At 54.7% G+C, this 19271-nt stretch carries 22 protein-coding genes; 18 read left to right on the top strand and 4 right to left on the bottom strand.

Features of this window, described 5'->3' with window-relative positions; translation table 11 throughout:
• Window positions 1-10 precede the first annotated feature (10 nt).
• The 11 genes from ACOYXJ_RS19260 to ACOYXJ_RS19210 all read left to right on the top strand — a co-directional run bounded on the left by ACOYXJ_RS19260 (window position 11) and on the right by ACOYXJ_RS19210 (window position 9375).
• The gene (locus ACOYXJ_RS19260) at window positions 11-880 is read left to right on the top strand and encodes a copper resistance protein B (protein WP_460371025.1); all 870 of its coding nucleotides are present in this window, start codon (window positions 11-13) and stop codon (window positions 878-880) included.
• 30 nt (window positions 881-910) lie between these two features.
• A complete protein-coding gene (copC, locus tag ACOYXJ_RS19255) occupies window positions 911-1285 on the top strand; it encodes a copper homeostasis periplasmic binding protein CopC (RefSeq protein ID WP_150794849.1) in 375 nt (124 codons plus the stop codon).
• A gap of 3 nt (window positions 1286-1288) precedes the next feature.
• Complete coding sequence (gene copD, locus ACOYXJ_RS19250; RefSeq protein WP_460371023.1) at window positions 1289-2158, top strand: copper homeostasis membrane protein CopD; 870 nt, start codon at window positions 1289-1291, stop codon at window positions 2156-2158.
• Window positions 2159-2217: 59 nt separating this feature from the next.
• Window positions 2218-3009, top strand: a complete 792-nt coding sequence (locus tag ACOYXJ_RS19245; RefSeq protein WP_460371021.1) for a transporter substrate-binding domain-containing protein — start codon at window positions 2218-2220, stop codon at window positions 3007-3009.
• A gap of 257 nt (window positions 3010-3266) precedes the next feature.
• Window positions 3267-3962: a WbqC family protein gene (locus ACOYXJ_RS19240; RefSeq protein ID WP_460371019.1), complete on the top strand. Its 696-nt coding sequence runs from the start codon at window positions 3267-3269 to the stop codon at window positions 3960-3962.
• A 96-nt stretch (window positions 3963-4058) separates the two neighbouring features.
• Window positions 4059-4694 carry a class I SAM-dependent methyltransferase gene (locus ACOYXJ_RS19235; RefSeq protein ID WP_102902326.1) on the top strand — a complete coding sequence of 212 codons (636 nt, stop codon included), beginning with the start codon at window positions 4059-4061 and terminating at the stop codon, window positions 4692-4694.
• A complete protein-coding gene (locus ACOYXJ_RS19230; RefSeq protein WP_460371017.1) occupies window positions 4691-5356 on the top strand; it encodes an acetyltransferase in 666 nt (221 codons plus the stop codon). Before ACOYXJ_RS19235 ends, ACOYXJ_RS19230 begins: the two co-directional genes overlap by 4 nt.
• Window positions 5353-6279: a glycoside hydrolase family protein gene (locus tag ACOYXJ_RS19225; protein ID WP_460371015.1), complete on the top strand. Its 927-nt coding sequence runs from the start codon at window positions 5353-5355 to the stop codon at window positions 6277-6279. Before ACOYXJ_RS19230 ends, ACOYXJ_RS19225 begins: the two co-directional genes overlap by 4 nt.
• Complete coding sequence (locus tag ACOYXJ_RS19220; protein ID WP_110720593.1) at window positions 6279-6653, top strand: EamA family transporter; 375 nt, start codon at window positions 6279-6281, stop codon at window positions 6651-6653. Before ACOYXJ_RS19225 ends, ACOYXJ_RS19220 begins: the two co-directional genes overlap by 1 nt.
• Window positions 6654-6685: 32 nt before the next feature.
• Complete coding sequence (gene rffA / locus ACOYXJ_RS19215) at window positions 6686-7813, top strand: dTDP-4-amino-4,6-dideoxygalactose transaminase (RefSeq protein WP_150794844.1); 1128 nt, start codon at window positions 6686-6688, stop codon at window positions 7811-7813.
• Window positions 7807-9375 (top strand): hypothetical protein, encoded by a 1569-nt coding sequence (locus tag ACOYXJ_RS19210; RefSeq protein ID WP_186615816.1) that lies wholly within the window; start codon window positions 7807-7809, stop codon window positions 9373-9375. The genes rffA and ACOYXJ_RS19210 overlap by 7 nt, the downstream gene beginning before the upstream one ends.
• A 78-nt stretch (window positions 9376-9453) precedes the next feature.
• On the opposite strand, the gene ACOYXJ_RS19205 is transcribed toward ACOYXJ_RS19210, so the two are convergent.
• Complete coding sequence (locus tag ACOYXJ_RS19205) at window positions 9454-9666, bottom strand: hypothetical protein (RefSeq protein WP_460371012.1); 213 nt, start codon at window positions 9664-9666, stop codon at window positions 9454-9456.
• A 119-nt stretch (window positions 9667-9785) separates the two neighbouring features.
• Window positions 9786-10286, bottom strand: a complete 501-nt coding sequence (locus ACOYXJ_RS19200; protein WP_460371010.1) for an Lrp/AsnC family transcriptional regulator — start codon at window positions 10284-10286, stop codon at window positions 9786-9788.
• A 119-nt stretch (window positions 10287-10405) separates the two neighbouring features.
• Here ACOYXJ_RS19200 and ACOYXJ_RS19195 point away from each other — a divergent pair, with 119 nt between their 5' ends.
• From ACOYXJ_RS19195 to ACOYXJ_RS19185, 3 genes are all read left to right on the top strand, one after another.
• Window positions 10406-11440 carry a histone deacetylase family protein gene (locus tag ACOYXJ_RS19195; protein ID WP_150794841.1) on the top strand — a complete coding sequence of 345 codons (1035 nt, stop codon included), beginning with the start codon at window positions 10406-10408 and terminating at the stop codon, window positions 11438-11440.
• Between the two features lie 50 nt (window positions 11441-11490).
• Entirely contained in the window at window positions 11491-12543 is a 1053-nt protein-coding gene (locus tag ACOYXJ_RS19190; RefSeq protein ID WP_460371008.1) for an ornithine cyclodeaminase, read from the top strand.
• A gap of 128 nt (window positions 12544-12671) precedes the next feature.
• Entirely contained in the window at window positions 12672-14087 is a 1416-nt protein-coding gene (locus tag ACOYXJ_RS19185) for an amino acid permease (RefSeq protein WP_460371007.1), read from the top strand.
• Between the two features lie 86 nt (window positions 14088-14173).
• On the opposite strand, the gene ACOYXJ_RS19180 is transcribed toward ACOYXJ_RS19185, so the two are convergent.
• The gene (locus tag ACOYXJ_RS19180) at window positions 14174-14536 is read right to left on the bottom strand and encodes a DUF6124 family protein (RefSeq protein ID WP_460371005.1); all 363 of its coding nucleotides are present in this window, start codon (window positions 14534-14536) and stop codon (window positions 14174-14176) included.
• Between the two features lie 709 nt (window positions 14537-15245).
• Between ACOYXJ_RS19180 and ACOYXJ_RS19175 the strand changes: the two genes are divergently transcribed.
• From ACOYXJ_RS19175 to ACOYXJ_RS19160, 4 genes are all read left to right on the top strand, one after another.
• Window positions 15246-15701 carry a hypothetical protein gene (locus ACOYXJ_RS19175; RefSeq protein WP_460371003.1) on the top strand — a complete coding sequence of 152 codons (456 nt, stop codon included), beginning with the start codon at window positions 15246-15248 and terminating at the stop codon, window positions 15699-15701.
• A gap of 9 nt (window positions 15702-15710) precedes the next feature.
• Window positions 15711-16256 (top strand): hypothetical protein, encoded by a 546-nt coding sequence (locus tag ACOYXJ_RS19170; RefSeq protein ID WP_460371001.1) that lies wholly within the window; start codon window positions 15711-15713, stop codon window positions 16254-16256.
• A 348-nt stretch (window positions 16257-16604) separates the two neighbouring features.
• The gene (gene dusA, locus ACOYXJ_RS19165) at window positions 16605-17591 is read left to right on the top strand and encodes a tRNA dihydrouridine(20/20a) synthase DusA (protein ID WP_460370999.1); all 987 of its coding nucleotides are present in this window, start codon (window positions 16605-16607) and stop codon (window positions 17589-17591) included.
• Between the two features lie 75 nt (window positions 17592-17666).
• Complete coding sequence (locus ACOYXJ_RS19160) at window positions 17667-18038, top strand: DUF2388 domain-containing protein (protein ID WP_460370997.1); 372 nt, start codon at window positions 17667-17669, stop codon at window positions 18036-18038.
• On the opposite strand, the gene ACOYXJ_RS19155 is transcribed toward ACOYXJ_RS19160, so the two are convergent.
• Window positions 18039-18872 carry an undecaprenyl-diphosphate phosphatase gene (locus ACOYXJ_RS19155; protein WP_102902269.1) on the bottom strand — a complete coding sequence of 278 codons (834 nt, stop codon included), beginning with the start codon at window positions 18870-18872 and terminating at the stop codon, window positions 18039-18041. It abuts the gene before it with no gap.
• Window positions 18873-19271 lie beyond the last annotated feature (399 nt).

Genomic DNA, 19271 nt, shown 5'->3' with positions numbered 1-19271 from the left:
GGGGCCGATGATGACTCGACTCACAGCGTTTTCTTTGTTGCTGATCGGCAGTTCGGCGATGGCCGCCAACGACATGCCGGGCATGGATCACAGCCAGATGTCCGGCATGGATCATTCCGCGATGCAAAGTATGGCCGACGGCATGATGCAGCCCGCCGCGCCGACCGAAAGCCGCACGCCGATCCCGCCACTGACCGATGCCGACCGTACAGCTGTGTTCACCAGCCCCGGCGGCCATCAGGTCCATGACAGCGCGATCAACAGCTACTTCCTCGCCGACAAACTCGAATGGCAGGACGCCGATGACGGCAGCGCCTTGGCCTGGGATCTGTCCGGCTGGATCGGTGGCGACATCGATCGTCTGTGGCTGCGCTCCGAAGGTGAACGCAGCAACGGCAAGACCGAAGACGCCGAGATTCAGGCGCTCTGGGGCCATGCGATATCGCCGTGGTGGGATGTGGTCAGCGGCGTGCGTCAGGACTTCAAACCCGGCGCGCCGCAGACTTGGGCCGCGTTCGGTGTGCAGGGCATGGCGCTGTACAACTTCGAGGCCGAGGCCACTGCGTTCATCGGCGAAGGCGGCCAGAGCGCGCTGCGATTGGAGGGTGACTACGACATCCTGCTGACCAATCGCCTGATCCTGCAACCCACCGTCGAAGTCAACGTCTACGGCAAGAACGATGCGCAGCGCGGCATCGGGTCCGGCCTTGGCAACACTGAAGCCGGCCTGCGTTTGCGCTATGAAATCCGCCGCGAATTTGCGCCCTACATCGGCGTGACCTGGAACCGCACCTACGGCAACACCGCCGATTACGCCCGCGACGAAGGCGAGGATCGCAGCGAAGCGCGCCTCGTGCTTGGTGTGCGGATGTGGTTCTGAATTCCATAAAAAACAACCCGGAGCTCTTGCATGCACACCTTGAAAATCAGCCTTGTACTCGCCAGCGGCTTGTTCCTGAGCAGCCTCGCCCAGGCCCACCCGAAACTGCTCTCTTCGACCCCGGCCGAAGGTGCCGACGGCGCCGCGCCCGGCAAGATCGAACTGCATTTTTCCGAGAACCTGCTGACAAAATTCTCCGGCGCCAAACTGGTCATGACCGAAATGCCCGGCATGGCCCATTCGCCGATGCCAATGAAAGCCAAAGTCAGCGCCGGCAGCGACCCGAAAAGCATGCTGATCACCCCGCTCGCGCCGCTGCCCGCCGGTACTTATCAAGTCCAATGGCGCGCGGTGTCTAGCGACACGCACCCGATCACCGGCAACGTCACGTTCAAAGTGAAGTGAGCGATGGCTGAACTGATCAACATCGTGCTGCGGTTTGCGTTGTATGTGGATTTGCTGCTGTTGTTCGGGCTGGCGTTGTTTGCGCTGTACGGCGCTGGGACGCTGCTGCGGTTTCGGCCGGTGCTGCGCGGGATGGCATTGATCGGGGCGTTGTTGTCAGTGGCAGGATTGGTGCTGATGACCCGCGCCATGAGTGGCGAAACCGCGCTCGCGGCGCTATGGCCACACCTGCAAATGATGCTGCTGGAAACCGACGTCGGGCTGGCGTGGGCAGTGCGGATGATCGCGCTGATCGTGCTGTTGATCAGGCCGGGCGTGTGGCTCGCATCGATGGCTGGCGCCGTCGCCCTCGCCTCTTTGGCCTGGAGCGGGCACGGGGCGATGGACGAAGGAGCACTGCGGTTCTGGCATTTTCTCAGCGACATTCTGCACCTGCTCGCGGCGGGCGCGTGGCTGGGTGCGATGCTGGCGCTGGTGTTGATGGCGCGGGGGCCGGTCGATGAAGCTCGCATTCGTTCGCTGGCGTTAGCGGTTCGGCGCTTTGAGTGGATCGGTGCAGTGATTGTGCTGACGCTGTCGATTACCGGCGTGGTGAATTATCTGTTCATCGTCGGCCCGAGGCTGGATGAAGTCTTGCTCGGCACCTACGGGGTGCTGCTCGCGATCAAGGTTTTACTGTTTGCCGGGATGTTGGTGTTGGCGGCGTTGAACCGCTTTCACCTTGGTCCGGCGTTGGCGCAAGCATTGCGCAATGGACACTATGTCATCGCGGCAAATGCGCTAAGACGCAGCGTTGTCGTTGAACTGGCAATCGCATTGCTGATCGTGGCGCTGGTGGCGTGGCTAGGCACGTTAAGCCCGGAAGCAGGGTGACACCCGGGAAAGCCTTTCACTACACTGGGCCACCGTCCTTCTCAGAAGCCCCGATCGCAATGACAACACTAAAAAGCACGATGATCCTCTGCGGCCTGCTGACCCTGGCCGCCGGCGCCCATGCCGAGCAAACCCCTTCGCACCTCGACAGCATCCAGCAACAAGGCCAGTTGCGCGTCTGCACCACCGGCGACTACAAGCCCTACACCTTCAAACGCCCCGACGGCGATTTCGAAGGCATCGACATCGCCATGGCCCGCTCGCTGGCCGACAGCCTTGGCGTCAAAGTCGAATGGGTGCAAACCACCTGGAAAACCCTGATGCCGGACATGCAGGCCGGCAAGTGCGACATCGGCATGGGTGGCATTTCGGTGACCCTCGAAAGGCAGAAAAAAGCCTACTTCAGCAACACCCTCGACACCGACGGCAAGATTCCGCTGGTGCGTTGTGCCGATCAGTCCAAATACCAGACGGTCGAGCAGATCAACCAGCCCAACGTGCGCTTGGTCGAACCTGCCGGCGGCACCAACGAAGCCTTCGTCCACGCCTTCCTGCCCAAAGCGCAACTGGCCCTGCACGACAACGTGACGATCTTCCAGCAACTGCTCGACAACAAGGCCGACGTAATGATCACCGACGCCTCGGAAGCGCTGTATCAGCAGAAACTCAAACCGGGCTTGTGCGCGGTGAATCCGCATCAGTACATGCAATATGGCGAGAAGGCCTATCTGCTGCCGCGCGATGACATCAGTTGGAAACTGTATGTCGATCAATGGCTGCACTTGAGCAAGGTGACCGGTCAATACCAGCACGTGCTTGAACAATGGCTGGCCGTGGCGCCTGCGCAATAAAGCAGCGTTTGCGTTAGCGCCCATCCGGCCCGTCAGCCTTGATCGGGGCTCGCCGCCCTTTTCGGGCGAGTCCCGAATGGGCAAAAATCACACGAAAAGAGTGACTGTCAGCCCCCCGCAGCTTAAGATGCAACAAAAAATGACGAAGTAGTTGTTTCAAGGATGAATAATATTCTTGCAAGCAAAAGATTAAAAATTCGTTATTACTACAAGTTAGAGTTATTTAATCAAGATTTACCGCCGCAAAGGACAAGTACTTGAAAAAAGTCGCGATACTTCAATCCAACTACATACCGTGGAAAGGGTATTTTGACATGATCGCTGCAGTGGATGAGTTCATCCTGTATGACGACATGCAATATACTCGGCGCGACTGGAGAAATCGCAACCAGATCAAAACTCCTCAAGGCACGCAATGGCTCACTGTACCGGTACTGGTCAAAGGCAAGTATCACCAGAAAATCAGAGAGACCGAAATCGACGGTAGTGACTGGGCGGCCGCACACTGGAAGGCGTTGGTGCAAAACTATAGCCGCGCGCCTTTTTTTCAGGAAATTGCCCAATGGCTTGAGCCTCTCTACCTGGAAAACAATTACACACACCTTTCAGAACTTAACTACCGCTTCATTCAGGCCGTTTGCGAATATCTCAATATAAAGACCGTTATTCGTCACTCTTGGGACTACACATTGTCCGAGGGCAAGTCAGAACGCCTTGCAAATCTATGCGCGCAAGCAGGCGGTAGCGAGTACATCTCTGGCCCGGCGGCAAAAGATTATCTCGAACCCAAGGTTTTCGAAGACATGGATATCAAACTGTCCTGGTTCGATTATGCAGGCTATCCGGAATATCCACAGTTGTGGGGTGAGTTCACACACGGCGTTACGATACTTGACCTGCTTTTCAACTGCGGAAAAGAGTCTTGCACAAAAATGAGGTATGTCACTCAATGAAGCTCTCCATTGTAGCGACTCTCTACCAATCGGCTTTGCATTCAGAAGAATTCCATTCCCGTGCCAGCGCCGTTGCCACTCTTGTGAGAAAGATTTATGCAAAGCGATAAAACAACTCTGCTGGGAGAAGTAGCAAGCTACTACTCGGAGAAACTCGCCTTGCATGGCGACACGCCGCGGGGTGTTGACTGGAACGGCGAGCAAGGCCAATCCCTGCGATTTGAGCAACTTTGCAAAATCATCGACAGTACGCAGGCATTTTCTGTGTGTGACCTTGGCTGCGGATATGGCGCGCTGGTCGACTATCTGAAAAGCACTGCCCGGACGTTCAACTACCTGGGCGTGGATGTTTCTCAGGAAATGGTAGCGTCGGCGAACCAACGCTATTCGGGCTGCACCGAGACACGATTCATTTGCGCCTCGTCGCCCGACAGTGTTTCGGACTACAGCGTTGCCAGCGGCATCTTCAATGTTCGCCTCGGTCGTTCCGATGAGGAATGGCTGGCTTATCTGGAAGACACCCTTGATACGCTGGACAGGAGCAGTCGGCTGGGCTTTTCTTTCAACTGCCTGACTTCTTACTCGGATGAAGAAAAAAAGCGCCCGGATTTGTACTACGCCGATCCTTGCCTGATATTCGATCTGTGCAAACGTCGTTACTCGCGACAGGTCGCCCTGTTGCATGATTACGGATTGTACGAGTTCACTATTTTGGTGAGGAAGACCGGATGAAAACGAAACTGGTAATCTTTGGCTCCGGCGATATTGCACAGCTGGCACATTTTTACTTCAGCACCGACTCCGATTATGAAGTTGTCGCGTTTACCGTAGACAGCGATTATATCGACGAGACCGTTTTTTGCGGATTACCGGTTGTGCCGTTCGAGACCATCAACCAGCAATACCCGGTCGACAGTCACCAGATCTTCATTGCCTTGAGTTATTCAAAGCTCAATGCTGTAAGAAAGGAAAAATACCTGGCGGCTCGACACTTGGGCTATACCTTGGCCAGCTATATCAGCAGTCACGCCACGGTATTGAATGAAGGTCGAATCGGCGACAACTGCTTCATACTCGAAGACAATACCATTCAGCCTTTTGTGACCATCGGCAACAATGTCACTTTGTGGAGCGGCAATCACATCGGCCATCACTCCACGATCCAGGATCATACGTTCATCGCTTCTCATGTCGTGATTTCCGGCGGAGTCAATATCGGTGAACAATGCTTTATCGGCGTCAACGCCACCCTGCGCGACCATATAACGATAGAAGCCAAATGCGTGGTCGGTGCCGGGACTTTGCTGCTGTCGGACGCCGAACCGGAAGGCGTATACATAGGGACCGCCACTGAACGCTCCAGAGTTCCAAGCAGCAAACTGAGAAAGCTATGAAGTCGACCTGGAAAAAACTCGGCCAGTTATTTACGGTCGAGGGTGAACCCCGCCATCCCAAACTGACCTCTCATGCGGCCAATCCGTTGCCCGTACATTTATACGATGACGTCTTTCGGGTCTTTTTCAGTAGCCGAGATTGCACCAACCGCTCTTCCGTGGGTGCGGTAGACATTGATATCGAGCAACGCAAAATCATCAAGGAACATCCGCAGCCATTTTTTGAACACGGTCCACAAGGCAGTTTTTTTGCTGACGGTGTCAGTATCGGTAACTGCTACACCGTGAACGGTGTGCGCTATATGCTTTTCATGGGATGGCAAGCGCCAAGTGACCAGCACTGGAGAGGTGACATCGGGCGTCTGGTGGTCAGTGCCGATGCCAGCACCCTGACACTCGCCAGCCAGACCCCCTTCATGAGCGCCGACGCACACGACCCTGTCAGCCTGTCCTACCCGTGGGTGGAAGACGATGGTCGCGGCGGTTATGACATGTGGTATGGCTCGACCCGGACCTGGGATGCCGGGAACGGTGAAATGGTCCATGTCATCAACTCGGCACACTCCATCGATGGCGAGCGCTGGCAACGGACCGGGCTTGCAGTGCCGTTCGAAATCAATGTGGCCCAGGCTTTCTCACGTCCCACTGTTGCCAAAAACCCACTGGGCGGCCTGGAGATGTGGTTCTCCTACCGCAGCGGCGCCGGAGAAAGTTACCGGATCGGCTATGCAACCACCGATGCAGGCAATCAGTGGAGGCTGGCACTGGAGGAAACAGGTATTGGTGTTTCTGCGCAAGGCTGGGATTCGGAAATGATCGAATACCCGTTCGTGTTTGATCATAAAGGCAACAGATACATGCTCTACAACGGAAACGGATATGGCAAAACCGGCTTTGGTCTTGCCATTCTGGAGAGACACTAATGGCTCGCCTGTTCGACTACACCTATATTTTGGCGACCATTTTATTCACTGTTTACGGACAACTCATCCTTAAATGGCGGATTGGCAAATATGGTGCGCTACCAGCGGATCCAATTGCCAAGTTAAAGTTTCTGTTTTACTTGTTTCTTGACCCGCTCATTATTTCCGGCTTCTTTGCAGGTTTTTTGGCATCGCTCGCATGGATGGCGGCCATGACCAAATTTGAGCTCAGTCATGCCTATCCTTTCATGAGTCTCAACTTCGTTATTGTATTGCTGCTCAGTGGCTGGCTACTCAGCGAGCCCATGACTCTCCAAAAATCAATCGGCGTCGCCCTCATTATTGCGGGAACGATTGTGGCTGCACGTGGCTAATCAAGTAATCGTCGATTCAACGGACAATTAAAATGACTCAGCGTATTCCCTTCAATTGGCCACACATGACCGGCAAAGAGCTTTACTACATTGCCGAGTCCCACTTCAATGGACGCCTGGCCGGCGACGGTCCGTTCACCAAGCGCTGCCATAACTGGCTCGAAGAAAGAACCGGCTGCAACAAGGCATTGTTGACTCACTCATGTACAGCAGCGCTGGAAATTTCGGCACTGTTACTCGATATCGAGCCGGGCGATGAAATCATCATGCCCTCTTATACCTTCGTGTCGACGGCCAACGCTTTTGTTCTCAGAGGTGGCGTACCGGTTTTTGTCGATATCCGTGAAGACACACTCAATATCAATGAAGCCCTGATCGAGTCGGCCATCACCTCTCGAACCAAAGCCATCGTACCAGTGCACTATGCCGGCGTCGCTTGCGAAATGGACAGCATCATGGCGCTTGCACGGCGCTACAACCTCAAAGTTGTGGAAGATGCCGCGCAAGGCGTAATGGCCACCTATAAAGGTCGGGCGCTGGGAAGTATCGGCGACTTGGGGGCCTACAGCTTCCATGAAACGAAAAATGTCATTTCCGGGGAAGGCGGCGCCCTGCTCGTGAATGATCCCGCAATGGCGCTGCGCGCTGAAATAATCAGAGAAAAGGGAACGGATCGAAACCGCTTCTTCAGAGGCGAAGTCGATAAATACACATGGCAGGAAGTGGGTTCCTCTTTCCTCCCGGGCGAGTTGATTGCCGCGTTTCTCTGGGCCCAACTCGAAGAAGCGGATCGAATCACCCAAACGCGCCTGGCAAGCTGGAACAGATACCACGAAGCACTTGCGCCTCTCGAAGCCAAAGGCATTCTTCGGCGCCCCATCATTCCTGAAGATTGCCAACACAACGCTCACATGTACTACGTATTGCTGGCGGAAGACATCGACCGACAAACCGTCTTGAATACGTTCAAAAGTCAGGAAATCGGCTCCGTCTTTCATTACATCCCGCTGCATTCGTCCCCGGCCGGGCAACGGTATGGCCGAGTGCATGGTGATATGAAAGTCACCGACTTCCAGTCCGAGCGCCTGGTACGCCTGCCTCTCTGGGTCGGCATCACTGAAGAGCAACAAAACCGGGTAGTCGAGATTCTTGCATGCTGAACCGCTGGACACTTCCAGGCCAACAAGCGCTTTGCTGGCTTGCCGTCATATTCGCTGTAGGTTTTCCCCGCATCATGGTGTTAGGCGATTTGCCCTCAACGGATGAGGGTGTTTTCGCCTATTTTTCACAGATCATGTTTTCCAGCGTCGCTTCCGGATCCGGACTGCCGGATACCGGCACATTGATGCTCTACCCCATGCTTGTATCCTGGATATTTGACCTGCCCTTCAACCACTTCTTTTTACTGCGCATCACAGATCTGATCGCAGCGATCACAGCGGGTGTACTTTTTTACAGAATCATCGAAAAAGAATCTCAAAGCCATTTGGCAGCGGCGTTGATATCGATCATTTTCCTATTCACGATGAATCAACCGCTATTTATCCAGTCCGGTTTCAAAAACAGCATTTACGCGGCATACATCCCGCTGTTCATTGCATTACTCTGGTCTCGCACCGCTGAACAAGGCGCTCGAACCTGGCTGTGGATCGGTGCATTGGGTGCGGTGTCGATTCTGCTGCGGGAAACCTTTATACCCTTTGTTGTATTGGGGGCCGCGTCTGTCCTCGTTTCTCGTGGCTGGAAGACATTCTTTCGATTTTCGTTCGGCGTCGTTCTGGGAGGCGTCGTTCTGACGGCAGCGGCACTGATTTTACGTGGCGGGTTTCAATCTTTCGTCGATGGCTATGTAAACGCTGGCGACTTCTACACCTCAATGAAAGATCAAATAACGTCACTGCTCATCGCAAACGGTACGCTCGCGGCGAAGCAAAGTGTCATTGCACTGTGGATGACTGGCCTGGCCGTCGCCGGACTGCTTGGCCACATTATTTACAATCGCCGATTTGATGTTCTGAAACGCCTGTTGTTCTGGATAAGCGTCGCTACCGTACCGCTGCTGGAGCCCCTGTCAAAAATCGGCTTCCCTTATCACTTCAGTGTTTGCCTGCCAGGACTGGCCGGCCTTTGCGCGCTGTCGTGGGAGCAACTGGTCAGCCCTCACTCCAAGGCTGTAAAAGCAGCAGCAGTGGCAGCGCTTATCGCAGTATGCGCAACCTTGCTCCAGAGCAAAGTTCCGCCGTTGCTGAACGCCTTCGCAGCCAATAAAGAAAATCTGCGGGGTTTCACCAGCAACACCTGGCGTCCAGAGGCCATTGCTCAATCCAACTATCTGTTAGCCGCCGATGCCATCGCCAAGGTCGCGCCTGCTCACGGAACACTGGGTATCAGCGGCTTCATGTTTTCACTCTTTCCCCTCACGGGATTACTGCCTTCCAGCTACGAATCCAGTCACTTGAGCGCGATGGTCATAAAGTACGGACTGGATGAATCAGCTTTCAAAAACGCACTGGCGGCCTGTCCTCCGGATATCGTCATGACGACTACCAGAACTGACTTTCCCGGCTCGGACATCATTGCCAACGCGATTGAACACTCTGGTCTCTACACTGCAGTCACGACCATTCCAGTCTCCCCCGAGAAGTCATACGGAACATTTGCCGGCACTGTTTACAAAAGAACCGGCCAGAGCAATGTGCCGCGCTCATCCTCTTGCCTATAAGGCATATAGGCTTTCTGCAAGCACTGCCTGAGAAGGCATCGAAACGTAAAAAGGGCGCCCCCGGGGCGCCCTTTCCATTCAGTCATCATGCAACATCCCGGAGCTGTACTGATTGAGACTGCTGCCGATACTGTTGCCACCGAACCTCAACGTATTGGCATTGCGCCCCTCCGGCGACTGACAGTCGCTGGAGAAACAACTGGTAGTGGTCAAACCACCCGCTCCGGAACAGGCACTCAACACCGATACTGCAGCAGCAATCAACAGCACTTTGACGACATTGGCGCTCATGGCACGATTCCCCTCGGGATGAACAGCGACGATCTTGTCTCAGCAGACTAGGCCTGCTTCGCACGCGGCAAGATGAAACTTTGCTGATCGACAGCAGCGGTTCAGCATCGCCTGCCCGTTCAATCTTTTCCCGGTTTGGGAATCGCAATCCGGCTACTGGTCTTGACCTCACGCAACGCCAGGCTGGACTGAATAGAGGCAATCCCCACCTGACGCCTGAGCACCTGCTCGATGAAGTCGCTGTAGCTATCAAGATCCTCGGCCAACACCTGCAACACATAATCGGCATCGCCGGTGATCTTGTGGCAGGCCACCACCTGCGGCAATTGCGCAATCACCGCCTCGAAAGCGTCCGGTGCGTGGTCAGCATGGGTGGAAAAACGAATGTGCACGAACGCCATGATATCCAGCCCGAGCATCCGCCGATCAAGGTTGGCCTGATAGCCCTTGATGACCCCGGCCTCCTCCATGCGTTTGCGCCGCCGCCAGCACGGCGTAAGGCTCAGCGACAGCCGTTCACTGAGTTCAGCGTTGGAAATACTCGCGTCTTCCTGCAATAACTCAAGAATCGCCAGGTCGGTCTCGTCGAGACTGATGCGTTTGGATATTTTTTTCTGCACGACGCCATTCCTGAGTAAAAACGCCCGAATAATCGACTGAATCACGAACACAAAGCAAAGAAAGCGCAGCCAAGCCGGAACAGAATATTTGCACTGGCTAACAATAACGGATGCGCAGAATGTTTACAGTTTTCAGTGATTCCCATCGTTTGCACCACGGCACCGAATTGAAAGACGGCGTGCTCAAACCGTCGTTCGAACAACCGAGTCGCGCCGACACCGTGCACAACCGCGTCAAACAGGTCGGCCTCGGGCAGATCGTCGAACCGCGCGCGTTTGATCGCTCGTGCTACGTCAATGCACACAGCGAGCGCTACGTCAGTTTTCTGGAACATGCCTGGACTGAATGGTGCGCAACGGGTCGCACTCACGATGCCTTGCCGCTGGTATGGCCGGTGCGCGATCTGGCCGGCGAAGAGGTGCCGACGTTCATCGACGGCAAGCTCGGCTTCTATGCCATGGATGCCGGCTCACCGATCACTGCAACGACCTGGCAAGCGGTGAAAACCAGCGCCGATATCGCCCTCACTGGCTTGGCCCTGCTTGATGAAGGCCACGACAGTGCCTTCGCCCTGTGCCGTCCACCCGGCCATCACGCCGCGCGCGAATACATGGGTGGTTATTGCTACCTCAACAACGCCGCGATTGCCGCGCAACAAGCCATCACCCAGGGCGCCAAACGCGTCGCGGTGCTGGACGTCGACTTCCACCACGGCAACGGCACGCAGAACATTTTTTACCAGCGCAGCGACGTCATGTTTGTGTCGTTGCACGGTGAACCGGCGGTGTCCTATCCGTACTTTTCGGGTTACAGCCACGAAGTCGGCGCGGGTGTCGGCGAGGGTTACAACCTCAACTATCCATTGCCGAAAAACACCACGTGGGAGAGCTATCGCAACGCCCTGCTCCACGCCTGCAAAAAACTCCAGCAGTTCGCCCCTGAAGTGCTGGTGATTTCCCTCGGTGTCGACACGTTCAAGGACGATCCCATCAGCCACTTCCTGCTGGAAAGCGAGGACTTCATCGGCATCGGTGAACTGATCGCCAGCGTCGGCTGCCCGACCCTGTTCGTCATGGAGGGCGGCTACATGGTCGATGAAATCGGCATCAATGCCGTCAACGTGCTGCACGGTTTCGAGAGCAAACGCAGCTGAGCCGCCCGCAGCTCTACAACCTTTCAATGACCGGATCGGAGAATAAGACCATGACGCTTTTTATTGATGTCGATGATGCTGCACGCCTGTTCACCCAAGTCGGTATCCGCCACGCCATCCGCGAAATGGCCGGCTACATCGAAGCGGATTACGCACGCTGGGCGCAGTTTGATAAATCGCCGCGCACGGCTAATCACTCCACCGACGGCGTGATCGAGTTGATGCCCACCGACGACGGCCAGCAGTACTCGTTCAAATACGTCAACGGCCACCCGAACAACGGCCAGCAGAATTTGCTGACGGTCATGGCCTTCGGGCTTCTGGCGGATGTGCAGAGTGGCTATCCGACGCTGCTCAGCGAACTGACCTTGACCACCGCCGTGCGCACCGCCGCAACTTCCGCGCTGGTGGCGCAATCGCTGGCTCGTCCGGGTTCGACTTCGATGGCCCTCATCGGCAACGGTGCGCAAAGTGAATTTCAGGCGCTGGCCTTCCATGAAATGTTGGGCATCAACGAAATCCGCATTTTCGATATTGATCGCGACGCTTCGCTCAAGTTGAAACACAACCTAGCGGCGTTTCCGGACATCGACGTGATTCTGGCCAGCTCGGTGAAGGAAGCGGTCAAGGGCGCGGACATCGTCACCACGGTCACCGCCGACAAAGCCTACGCAACCATTCTGACACCCGAAATGATCGAGCCCGGCATGCACATCAATGCGGTCGGCGGTGACTGCCCGGGTAAAACCGAACTGCACGCCGACATCCTGCGCAACGCCCGGGTCATCGTCGAGTTCGAGCCGCAAACGCGCATTGAAGGCGACATTCAGCAACTGGAAGCCGATTCCCCGGTGATCGAGTTTTTCCGGATTGTGCAGGGCGAAGTCGCCGGACGCCAAAACGATGCGCAGGTGACGGTGTTCGATTCGGTGGGTTTTGCCCTGGAAGACTTTTCCTCACTGCGCTACCTGAAAGACCTGGCTCAGGCACAGCAAATCGGCCAGCGCATCCACCTGGTGCCGACGCCGGCCAACATCAAAAACCTCTTTCAACTGCTCGATCCGCAACCGGCCAAAACCTCGCGTCTGCGCACCGTCAGTTGATCGGTCATGACCGCCCCCAAGCCACAGGGGGGCGATTCACCTTGTGATTAGCCGCTGCACCTCTAACAAGAATGCTCGACACCTACTTTCTGCCAAAACTCAAAAACATAAAATCAAGAGGTTTTGCAATGAAATCGACCCCTTCCGGGCTGCCAGAACAGCCCGCGCTGCAGCGCACGCTCAGCAATCGTCACATCCAGTTAATGGCCATTGGCGGCGCCATCGGTACCGGCCTGTTCATGGGCTCCGGAAAGATCATCGCGCTCTCCGGGACGTCGATCATCCTCATCTACATGATCATCGGTCTGTTCGTGTTTTTCGTCATGCGCGCCATGGGCGAAATGCTCCTGTCCAACCTCAACTTCAAAACCTTCGCCGACTTCGCCGGCGCCTACCTCGGCCCGCGCGCGGCGTTCTTCCTCGGCTGGTCGTACTGGCTGAGCTGGAGCGTGGCGGTGATCGGCGACGCCGTCGTGGTCGGCGGATTCTTCCAGTACTGGTTCCCCGACGTACCGGCGTGGATACCCGCCGTGGGCATGCTGGCAACCCTGTTCGCCCTCAACGTGCTGACCGTCAGGCTGTTCGGTGAAGTGGAATTCTGGTTCGCGATCATCAAGATCATTGCCGTCGTCACCCTGATCGGCGTCAGCACCGTGCTGATTGCCAGCTCGTTCGTCTCGCCCAGCGGCGTCACCGCGTCCCTGAGTCACCTGGTGGACAAACAGGCAGCGTTCCCCAACGGCTTGTTCGGCTTCTTCGCCGGATTTCAAATGGCGATCTTCTCCTTCGCCGGCACCGAACTGATCGGCACCGCCGCCGCCGAAACCCGCTCGCCGGAGAGGACTCTGCCCAAGGCAATCAACTCGATTCCGCTGCGGATCATCCTGTTCTATGTGCTGGCACTGACCTGCATTATTGCCGTGACCTCCTGGCAACAGGTCTCTCCGGTCAAAAGCCCCTTTGTCGAACTGTTCCTCGTCGCCGGGTTTCCCGCAGCCGCCGGCATCGTCAACTTCGTGGTCCTGACCTCGGCGGCCTCCTCGGCCAACAGCGGCGTGTTCTCCTCGAGCCGCATGCTGTTCGGGCTGGCCAATCAAGACAACGCCCCCGGCCTATTCCGCCGACTGTCGAGCAACAGCGTGCCGCTGCTGAGCCTGGCGTTCACCACGCTGTTGATGCTGGTCGGCGTGCTGGTGCTGTTCATCGTGCCGGAAGTCATGACCGCATTCACCATCGTCTCCACCGTGTCGGCGATTCTGGTGATCTTCACCTGGTCGACCATCCTTGCGTCTTACATCGCCTACCGCAAAAAACGTCCGGATCTGCATGCGAAGTCGGCTTACAAGATGCCCGGCGGCGTGCCGATGGCTTGGTTTTCGTTGGCGTTTTTGGGGTTTGTGCTGGGATTGCTGGCGTTGCGGCCTGATACGCGGATTGCACTGATGGTGATGCCGGGGTGGTTTGTTTGGTTGGGCATTGCTTACCAGTTGACGCGGTTGAGGAAGCCGAAATCTGCGGTTGAGTCGGCGAGGCAGTTTGGTTAGATCTGCGAGTGAAAGCCGTCACCTGGAAGTGACGGCTTTTTGTTATCAGTGAAAGAGCATTTCACCTGCCCATGGCGGGAAAAGCTTTACGCCTTCACCTCAACGTTATCCAACGCCTGATTCACCGCCAACTCCCCCAACATCACCACCTGCGCGATGCCCAACGCGGTTTTGCGGTGCGAGGGATCGAGTACTGCGGCAAAGTTGTTGAGCATTTCCGAGGCAGAACTCAGCGTTTCACTGGCATTGGCCAATAGGGATTCCGAGTCGTACTTTGGGTTGGCGAGGTACATGCGCTCGGGCTCGTTGACGCTGGCCATGATGTGGCCGGCGGGAAGGAGGTAGTGATCGAGGGCGCGCTCGGCGGCTTCGTGGAGTTTTTTGGGGTTGAGGGAATCGTAGGGGGATGCGGGATCGGTTTCTGGTGGATTCGGTGTTGGTTTGAACATGGTGTAACTCCTGACGGATAAACGAAAAGGAGCCATCACTCTCGCTACCAAACGAAGGGTGGAGGCCATACGCAGGTTGGTAGACCGGTCGTCAGGAACCCCGGCGCATCCGAAGACGCCCCGCGCATGACCACCATAAAACGAAGACGAGAAACGCCCTCGCAAGACAGTAGTCTTGTGCTTCTGACGGAGACGGGCTACCAAACCCGATCACTGGTTTTCAGTGACGTAGGGACGATAGAACCTGCGGGCTAGAGGCACAAGCCGGGGGATTCTGTCTTAGGTGTAGGGGGAAGAGCAAGGTGGTGTAGGCTTACGACTGCAGCAAGAGACTTCATTTAAACAGACGCGGCTTTTTCTGCTGGAAGGTCTCAACGAGCACGCTAAACGATCCAAATATTGTCACCAACGCAGAGAGCACATCGTTCTTCTTGAAGCACTGTCCGTCCCTCCGATGATGAATTGGACATACCTACGCTAAACCCCTCGATTTCCCTAGCCTCCAAGCCAACAACGCAGATCCTGTACCACTTTTATTCCAATCCGCCTTTGAAAACATGGACCCTAGGCATAGTCAAACGCAAAAAATTAAGGAAGAATCGTTTTTGGACTCTAGAGCCTAACAAAAAAGACTAGATAGATATCTAAAAGACCAGAGCTTGCATTTCAATTTTCTACACCAACGCATCCAAGGATTGAATCTGACACCATGAATGAAAGAAATCTTTACAATGTAATTTCAGGAATCGAAAATGTAACCAACTTCCACGAGCGTGAAACCGATCGCTCGGCGGAGGACATTTCCTACTACGAGTTCGGCTTTGACTTCGCCGAAATGAAATTTTTCGGAACCCAGATTACGAGCCCTCTATTTACACTAAATAGATTCAATCTATTATTCAGGTACACTCTAAAAAAAGAAACCACAAAGGGAAACATTTTAGACGCACTCAATGAGTACAACGCAAATAGACCCCTGATAAAAGTAACACTAATGGAAATAACCGGAAAAAAATTCGCGATAAAATTCAGCTCAGACTTTGTAAGTGACGACAATGTAATTTCAGAAGCCCAGATAGTACCCTTAATTAATATCTTAGCGCCAAGCCCAGGAGATTTCGTTACATTCCTATCTAAAAAGAAGATCTCTTTAAGCCATATGTGAGGCTGCGACGTGAGCATTCTCAATATAATATTTGTGTGCATTTCCTCACTCATATATTTTGGCATATTTTACGGCTTCAAAGAATTAGCTAAAACTTACGACTGGGCTTACAACGTAGGCGTACCATGCCTTGTAGCAGCCACAACACTACTAAACTACATAAAAGACAGAATATCCGAAAGAGACCCCACGAGCAAACTACACAAAGTTACGACAGAACTAAATAGCGTTAAGACAGAACACGAAACCAACAACAAACGACTAAAAGCAAATCACGAAAAAGAACTAAAGGAATGCACAAAAAAATATGAAAACCACATAACAGAACTAAAAAATGAAATCACCCTTCTCCATGGAAAAATAAGCATTAAAGATACAGTGATCCACGGCTTCCGAAGTGGGATAACAAAAAATCTGCTAAAACATGGAAGCACTCAAGAGTTCTTTCTGTATGCGCAAAATCTTTGCGATAAAATCAACTCAGACCTAGACATGAATACTCTAGCGCCTGTGCTGACGCCTGAGACAATGAAATACTTGGACATTTTCCAATAACTGAAGCAACCTTCCTGCTTTCTCCTATGCCGTTTTCGCAGTTTTTTTCTGCAAAACGGCAATAGGCTGAAACATTAAAACCCTAATAGACCATTTAACCAACTTCCAAGACCTCAGCTCACACACCAAGAATAGAGTTCGATTATTTTCATCTACGCTATTATTTTCGATGCATCCATCCGTGTCGAGATAGCGCCAGGTGAATTAGGAACCATGAATTAGAGGCCAGACAGAGGGTCAGCTCCAGATTCATAGCGAACGGGAACAACTAGTCACGACACTGGGACTCTGCCCCACCCTTTCCTGATAAACTCCCCAACCTTCGCCCCTCTGATCCAGATTCCTCCAATGTCTCTACAACCCGCCCCACTCTCCCGCCGCTTCTCCGTCGCCCCCATGATGGACTGGACCGACCGCCATTGCCGTTTCTTCCTACGCCTCCTATCGAAGAACGCCCTGCTCTACACCGAAATGGTCACCACCGGCGCGCTACTCAACGGCGATCACGAGCGTTTCCTCCGTCACAACGAAGCCGAGCACCCTCTCGCATTGCAATTAGGCGGTAGCGTTCCGCTGGATCTGGCCGCCTGCGCGCGCATGGCGCAGGAGCACGGCTACGACGAGGTAAACCTGAACGTCGGCTGCCCAAGCGATCGTGTGCAGAACAACATGATCGGCGCGTGCCTGATGGGTCATCCGCAACTGGTGGCGGATTGTGTGAAGGCGATGCAAGACGCGGTGTCGATTCCGGTGACGGTAAAGCACCGCATCGGCATCAACGGGCGGGACAGTTACGCGGAGTTGTGTGATTTCGTCGGCACTGTCCGAGATGCCGGGTGCACCAGTTTTACCGTGCATGCGCGGATTGCGATTCTGGAGGGATTGTCGCCGAAGGAGAATCGCGACATTCCGCCGTTGCGGTATGACGTGGCGGCACAGCTGAAGGCGGATTTTCCGGAGTTGGAGATTGTGCTGAATGGCGGGATCAAGACGATGGAGGCTTGCCACGAGCATTTGCAGACGTTCGACGGTGTGATGTTGGGGCGTGAGGCTTATCACAATCCGTATTTGCTGGCGGAGGTGGATCAGCGGTTGTTCGGCAGTTCGGCGCCGGTGATCAGTCGGGCTGAGGCGTTGGCGCAGTTGCGTCCTTATATAGCCGAGCATTTGCTGGCCGGTGGTGCGATGCATCACATCACGCGCCATGTGCTGGGCCTGGGCACGGGGTTCCCGGGGGCGCGGAAATTCCGTCAGTTGCTGTCGGTGGATATTCACAAGGCCAAGGATCCGCTGGCGTTGCTGGATCAGGCGGCTGAGTTGCTTGAAGGTCGTTGATTGAAGTATTGAGTGTGCGGGCGACGCATGAGCGTTGCCCGGCGTTTTGATGTACTGACAGGATGTCTTTTGTTTATGCCCGCGTTTAGTTTTTCCGGTTTCAAGCGTTACGCCTTTCTTGCCTTGTTCAGCTTCACTTCCGACGTTTATGCGCACTGCGATGGCTTTTGTATGGGCCGTACCGATACGCCGTGGGAAGTGACGCAGTTCTCTGGCCTGTCGATCATGGTGCTGTTGCTGACGCCCTTCTCTGCCACCAACAACACCACGGAAAGCTTTAAACGCGTTTACTCCGCCGAGGTGCAAGAAGACGCGCGACTCTATCTGGCCAGCGACGGCATGCTGCAGGCCGCGTATTTCACCTCGGCCTTGCAGCGCTATCGCCTGGAGTCGCCGGATTCGGCGCTAAACGATCTCGCCGTTGCGGCGTTGATCAGCGCTCAGTGATCAGGCGGCCGCTGCTGCGGTCCAGTTGACCCAGCCAAACAACCACGTTGCCAGAATCAACAAGCCAAACGCGATCCGATACCAGGCGAACGCGGCGTAGCTGTGGTTGGCAATAAACTTCAGCAAGCCGCGCACGGCGATCATCGCGAAGATGAATGCGGTGACGAAGCCCAGGGCGAAGACTGGCAGGTCGTTGGGCTGGAACAGGTCGCGGTATTTGTAGCCGGAGTACACGGCGGCGCCGACCATGGTGGGCATGGCGAGGAAGAACGAGAACTCGGTGGCGGCTTTGCGCGACAGGCCGAAGAGCAAACCGCCGATGATGGTCGAGCCGGAGCGTGAGGTGCCGGGAATCATCGCCAGGCATTGTACGAAACCGACTTTCAGTGCGTGGGACCAGCGCATGTCGTCGACGTGCTCGACGCTGATCACATGGCTGCGCTGTTCGGCCCACAGCATGATGATGCCGCCGACGACCAGTGCCACGGCGACGGTGATCGGGTTAAACAGGTATTCGTGAATCGCGTCGGCGAACAACACGCCCAAGACCACGGCGGGCAGAAAAGCGATCAGCAAGTTGAGGGTGAAACGTTGCGCATTACGTTCGGTGGGCAGGCCTTTGATGATTTCAAAGATCTTCGGTCGAAACTCCCAGACGACGGCAAGAATGGCACCCAGTTGAATAATGATGTTGAAGGCCATGGCGCGTTCACCGCCGAATTCCAGCAGGTCAGCGACGATGATCTGGTGGCCGGTACTCGAGATCGGCAAGAACTCGGTCAGGCCTTCTACCGCACCTAATATCAACACCTGGAAAAGTGTCCAGAAATCCATTAATCCTCCGTCAGAGCGCTCTTGGCGAGCGACCGGGTAATAACACTCAGGGGTTGAGTATCTGCAATGAGACCATTGACATACATAAACGCAAAAGTTCATCAGCCATAAAGATTACGTCTTATTAAAAGACACACTCAAGCCATGTTAGTAATCGTCGGCCGACGAACTACGCAGAAAATATTTAGGCCTTTCTGCAGAAAAAAGTTGCTCGCACAATAAAGTGTGATCAATATCACATTATGCAGAGATGGCCAGACAGTGGCAGATGGACATAGACAAAGCCATCGCAATAAGCTCAAAATAGTGGCACCATTGCATATCGCCACCATCTAAGCAGTAGTTCACCCCTCCGAGAAAATCAACTAAAAGCTTGAAAAGCTTAATTATTGTTAGAAA

The sequence above is a fragment of the Pseudomonas sp. Tul2A7 genome (assembly GCF_054790505.1).
The sequence above is the reverse complement of the archived record's forward strand: the minus strand, read 5'-3'. Positions and strand labels throughout refer to the sequence as shown.

What these genes read in the sequence shown, in the direction of transcription:
- ACOYXJ_RS19260 (WP_460371025.1), top strand. Translation starts at nt 11, where the DNA reads ATGACTCGACTCACAGCGTTTTCTTTGTTGCTGATCGGCAGTTCGGCG.
- copC (WP_150794849.1), top strand. Translation starts at nt 911, where the DNA reads ATGCACACCTTGAAAATCAGCCTTGTACTCGCCAGCGGCTTGTTCCTG.
- copD (WP_460371023.1), top strand. Translation starts at nt 1,289, where the DNA reads ATGGCTGAACTGATCAACATCGTGCTGCGGTTTGCGTTGTATGTGGAT.
- ACOYXJ_RS19245 (WP_460371021.1), top strand. Translation starts at nt 2,218, where the DNA reads ATGACAACACTAAAAAGCACGATGATCCTCTGCGGCCTGCTGACCCTG.
- ACOYXJ_RS19235 (WP_102902326.1), top strand. Translation starts at nt 4,059, where the DNA reads ATGCAAAGCGATAAAACAACTCTGCTGGGAGAAGTAGCAAGCTACTAC.
- ACOYXJ_RS19230 (WP_460371017.1), top strand. Translation starts at nt 4,691, where the DNA reads ATGAAAACGAAACTGGTAATCTTTGGCTCCGGCGATATTGCACAGCTG.
- ACOYXJ_RS19225 (WP_460371015.1), top strand. Translation starts at nt 5,353, where the DNA reads ATGAAGTCGACCTGGAAAAAACTCGGCCAGTTATTTACGGTCGAGGGT.
- ACOYXJ_RS19220 (WP_110720593.1), top strand. Translation starts at nt 6,279, where the DNA reads ATGGCTCGCCTGTTCGACTACACCTATATTTTGGCGACCATTTTATTC.
- rffA (WP_150794844.1), top strand. Translation starts at nt 6,686, where the DNA reads ATGACTCAGCGTATTCCCTTCAATTGGCCACACATGACCGGCAAAGAG.
- ACOYXJ_RS19210 (WP_186615816.1), top strand. Translation starts at nt 7,807, where the DNA reads ATGCTGAACCGCTGGACACTTCCAGGCCAACAAGCGCTTTGCTGGCTT.
- ACOYXJ_RS19205 (WP_460371012.1), bottom strand. Translation starts at nt 9,666, where the DNA reads ATGAGCGCCAATGTCGTCAAAGTGCTGTTGATTGCTGCTGCAGTATCG.
- ACOYXJ_RS19195 (WP_150794841.1), top strand. Translation starts at nt 10,406, where the DNA reads ATGTTTACAGTTTTCAGTGATTCCCATCGTTTGCACCACGGCACCGAA.
- ACOYXJ_RS19190 (WP_460371008.1), top strand. Translation starts at nt 11,491, where the DNA reads ATGACGCTTTTTATTGATGTCGATGATGCTGCACGCCTGTTCACCCAA.
- ACOYXJ_RS19185 (WP_460371007.1), top strand. Translation starts at nt 12,672, where the DNA reads ATGAAATCGACCCCTTCCGGGCTGCCAGAACAGCCCGCGCTGCAGCGC.
- ACOYXJ_RS19180 (WP_460371005.1), bottom strand. Translation starts at nt 14,536, where the DNA reads ATGTTCAAACCAACACCGAATCCACCAGAAACCGATCCCGCATCCCCC.
- ACOYXJ_RS19175 (WP_460371003.1), top strand. Translation starts at nt 15,246, where the DNA reads ATGAATGAAAGAAATCTTTACAATGTAATTTCAGGAATCGAAAATGTA.
- dusA (WP_460370999.1), top strand. Translation starts at nt 16,605, where the DNA reads ATGTCTCTACAACCCGCCCCACTCTCCCGCCGCTTCTCCGTCGCCCCC.
- ACOYXJ_RS19160 (WP_460370997.1), top strand. Translation starts at nt 17,667, where the DNA reads ATGCCCGCGTTTAGTTTTTCCGGTTTCAAGCGTTACGCCTTTCTTGCC.
- ACOYXJ_RS19155 (WP_102902269.1), bottom strand. Translation starts at nt 18,872, where the DNA reads ATGGATTTCTGGACACTTTTCCAGGTGTTGATATTAGGTGCGGTAGAA.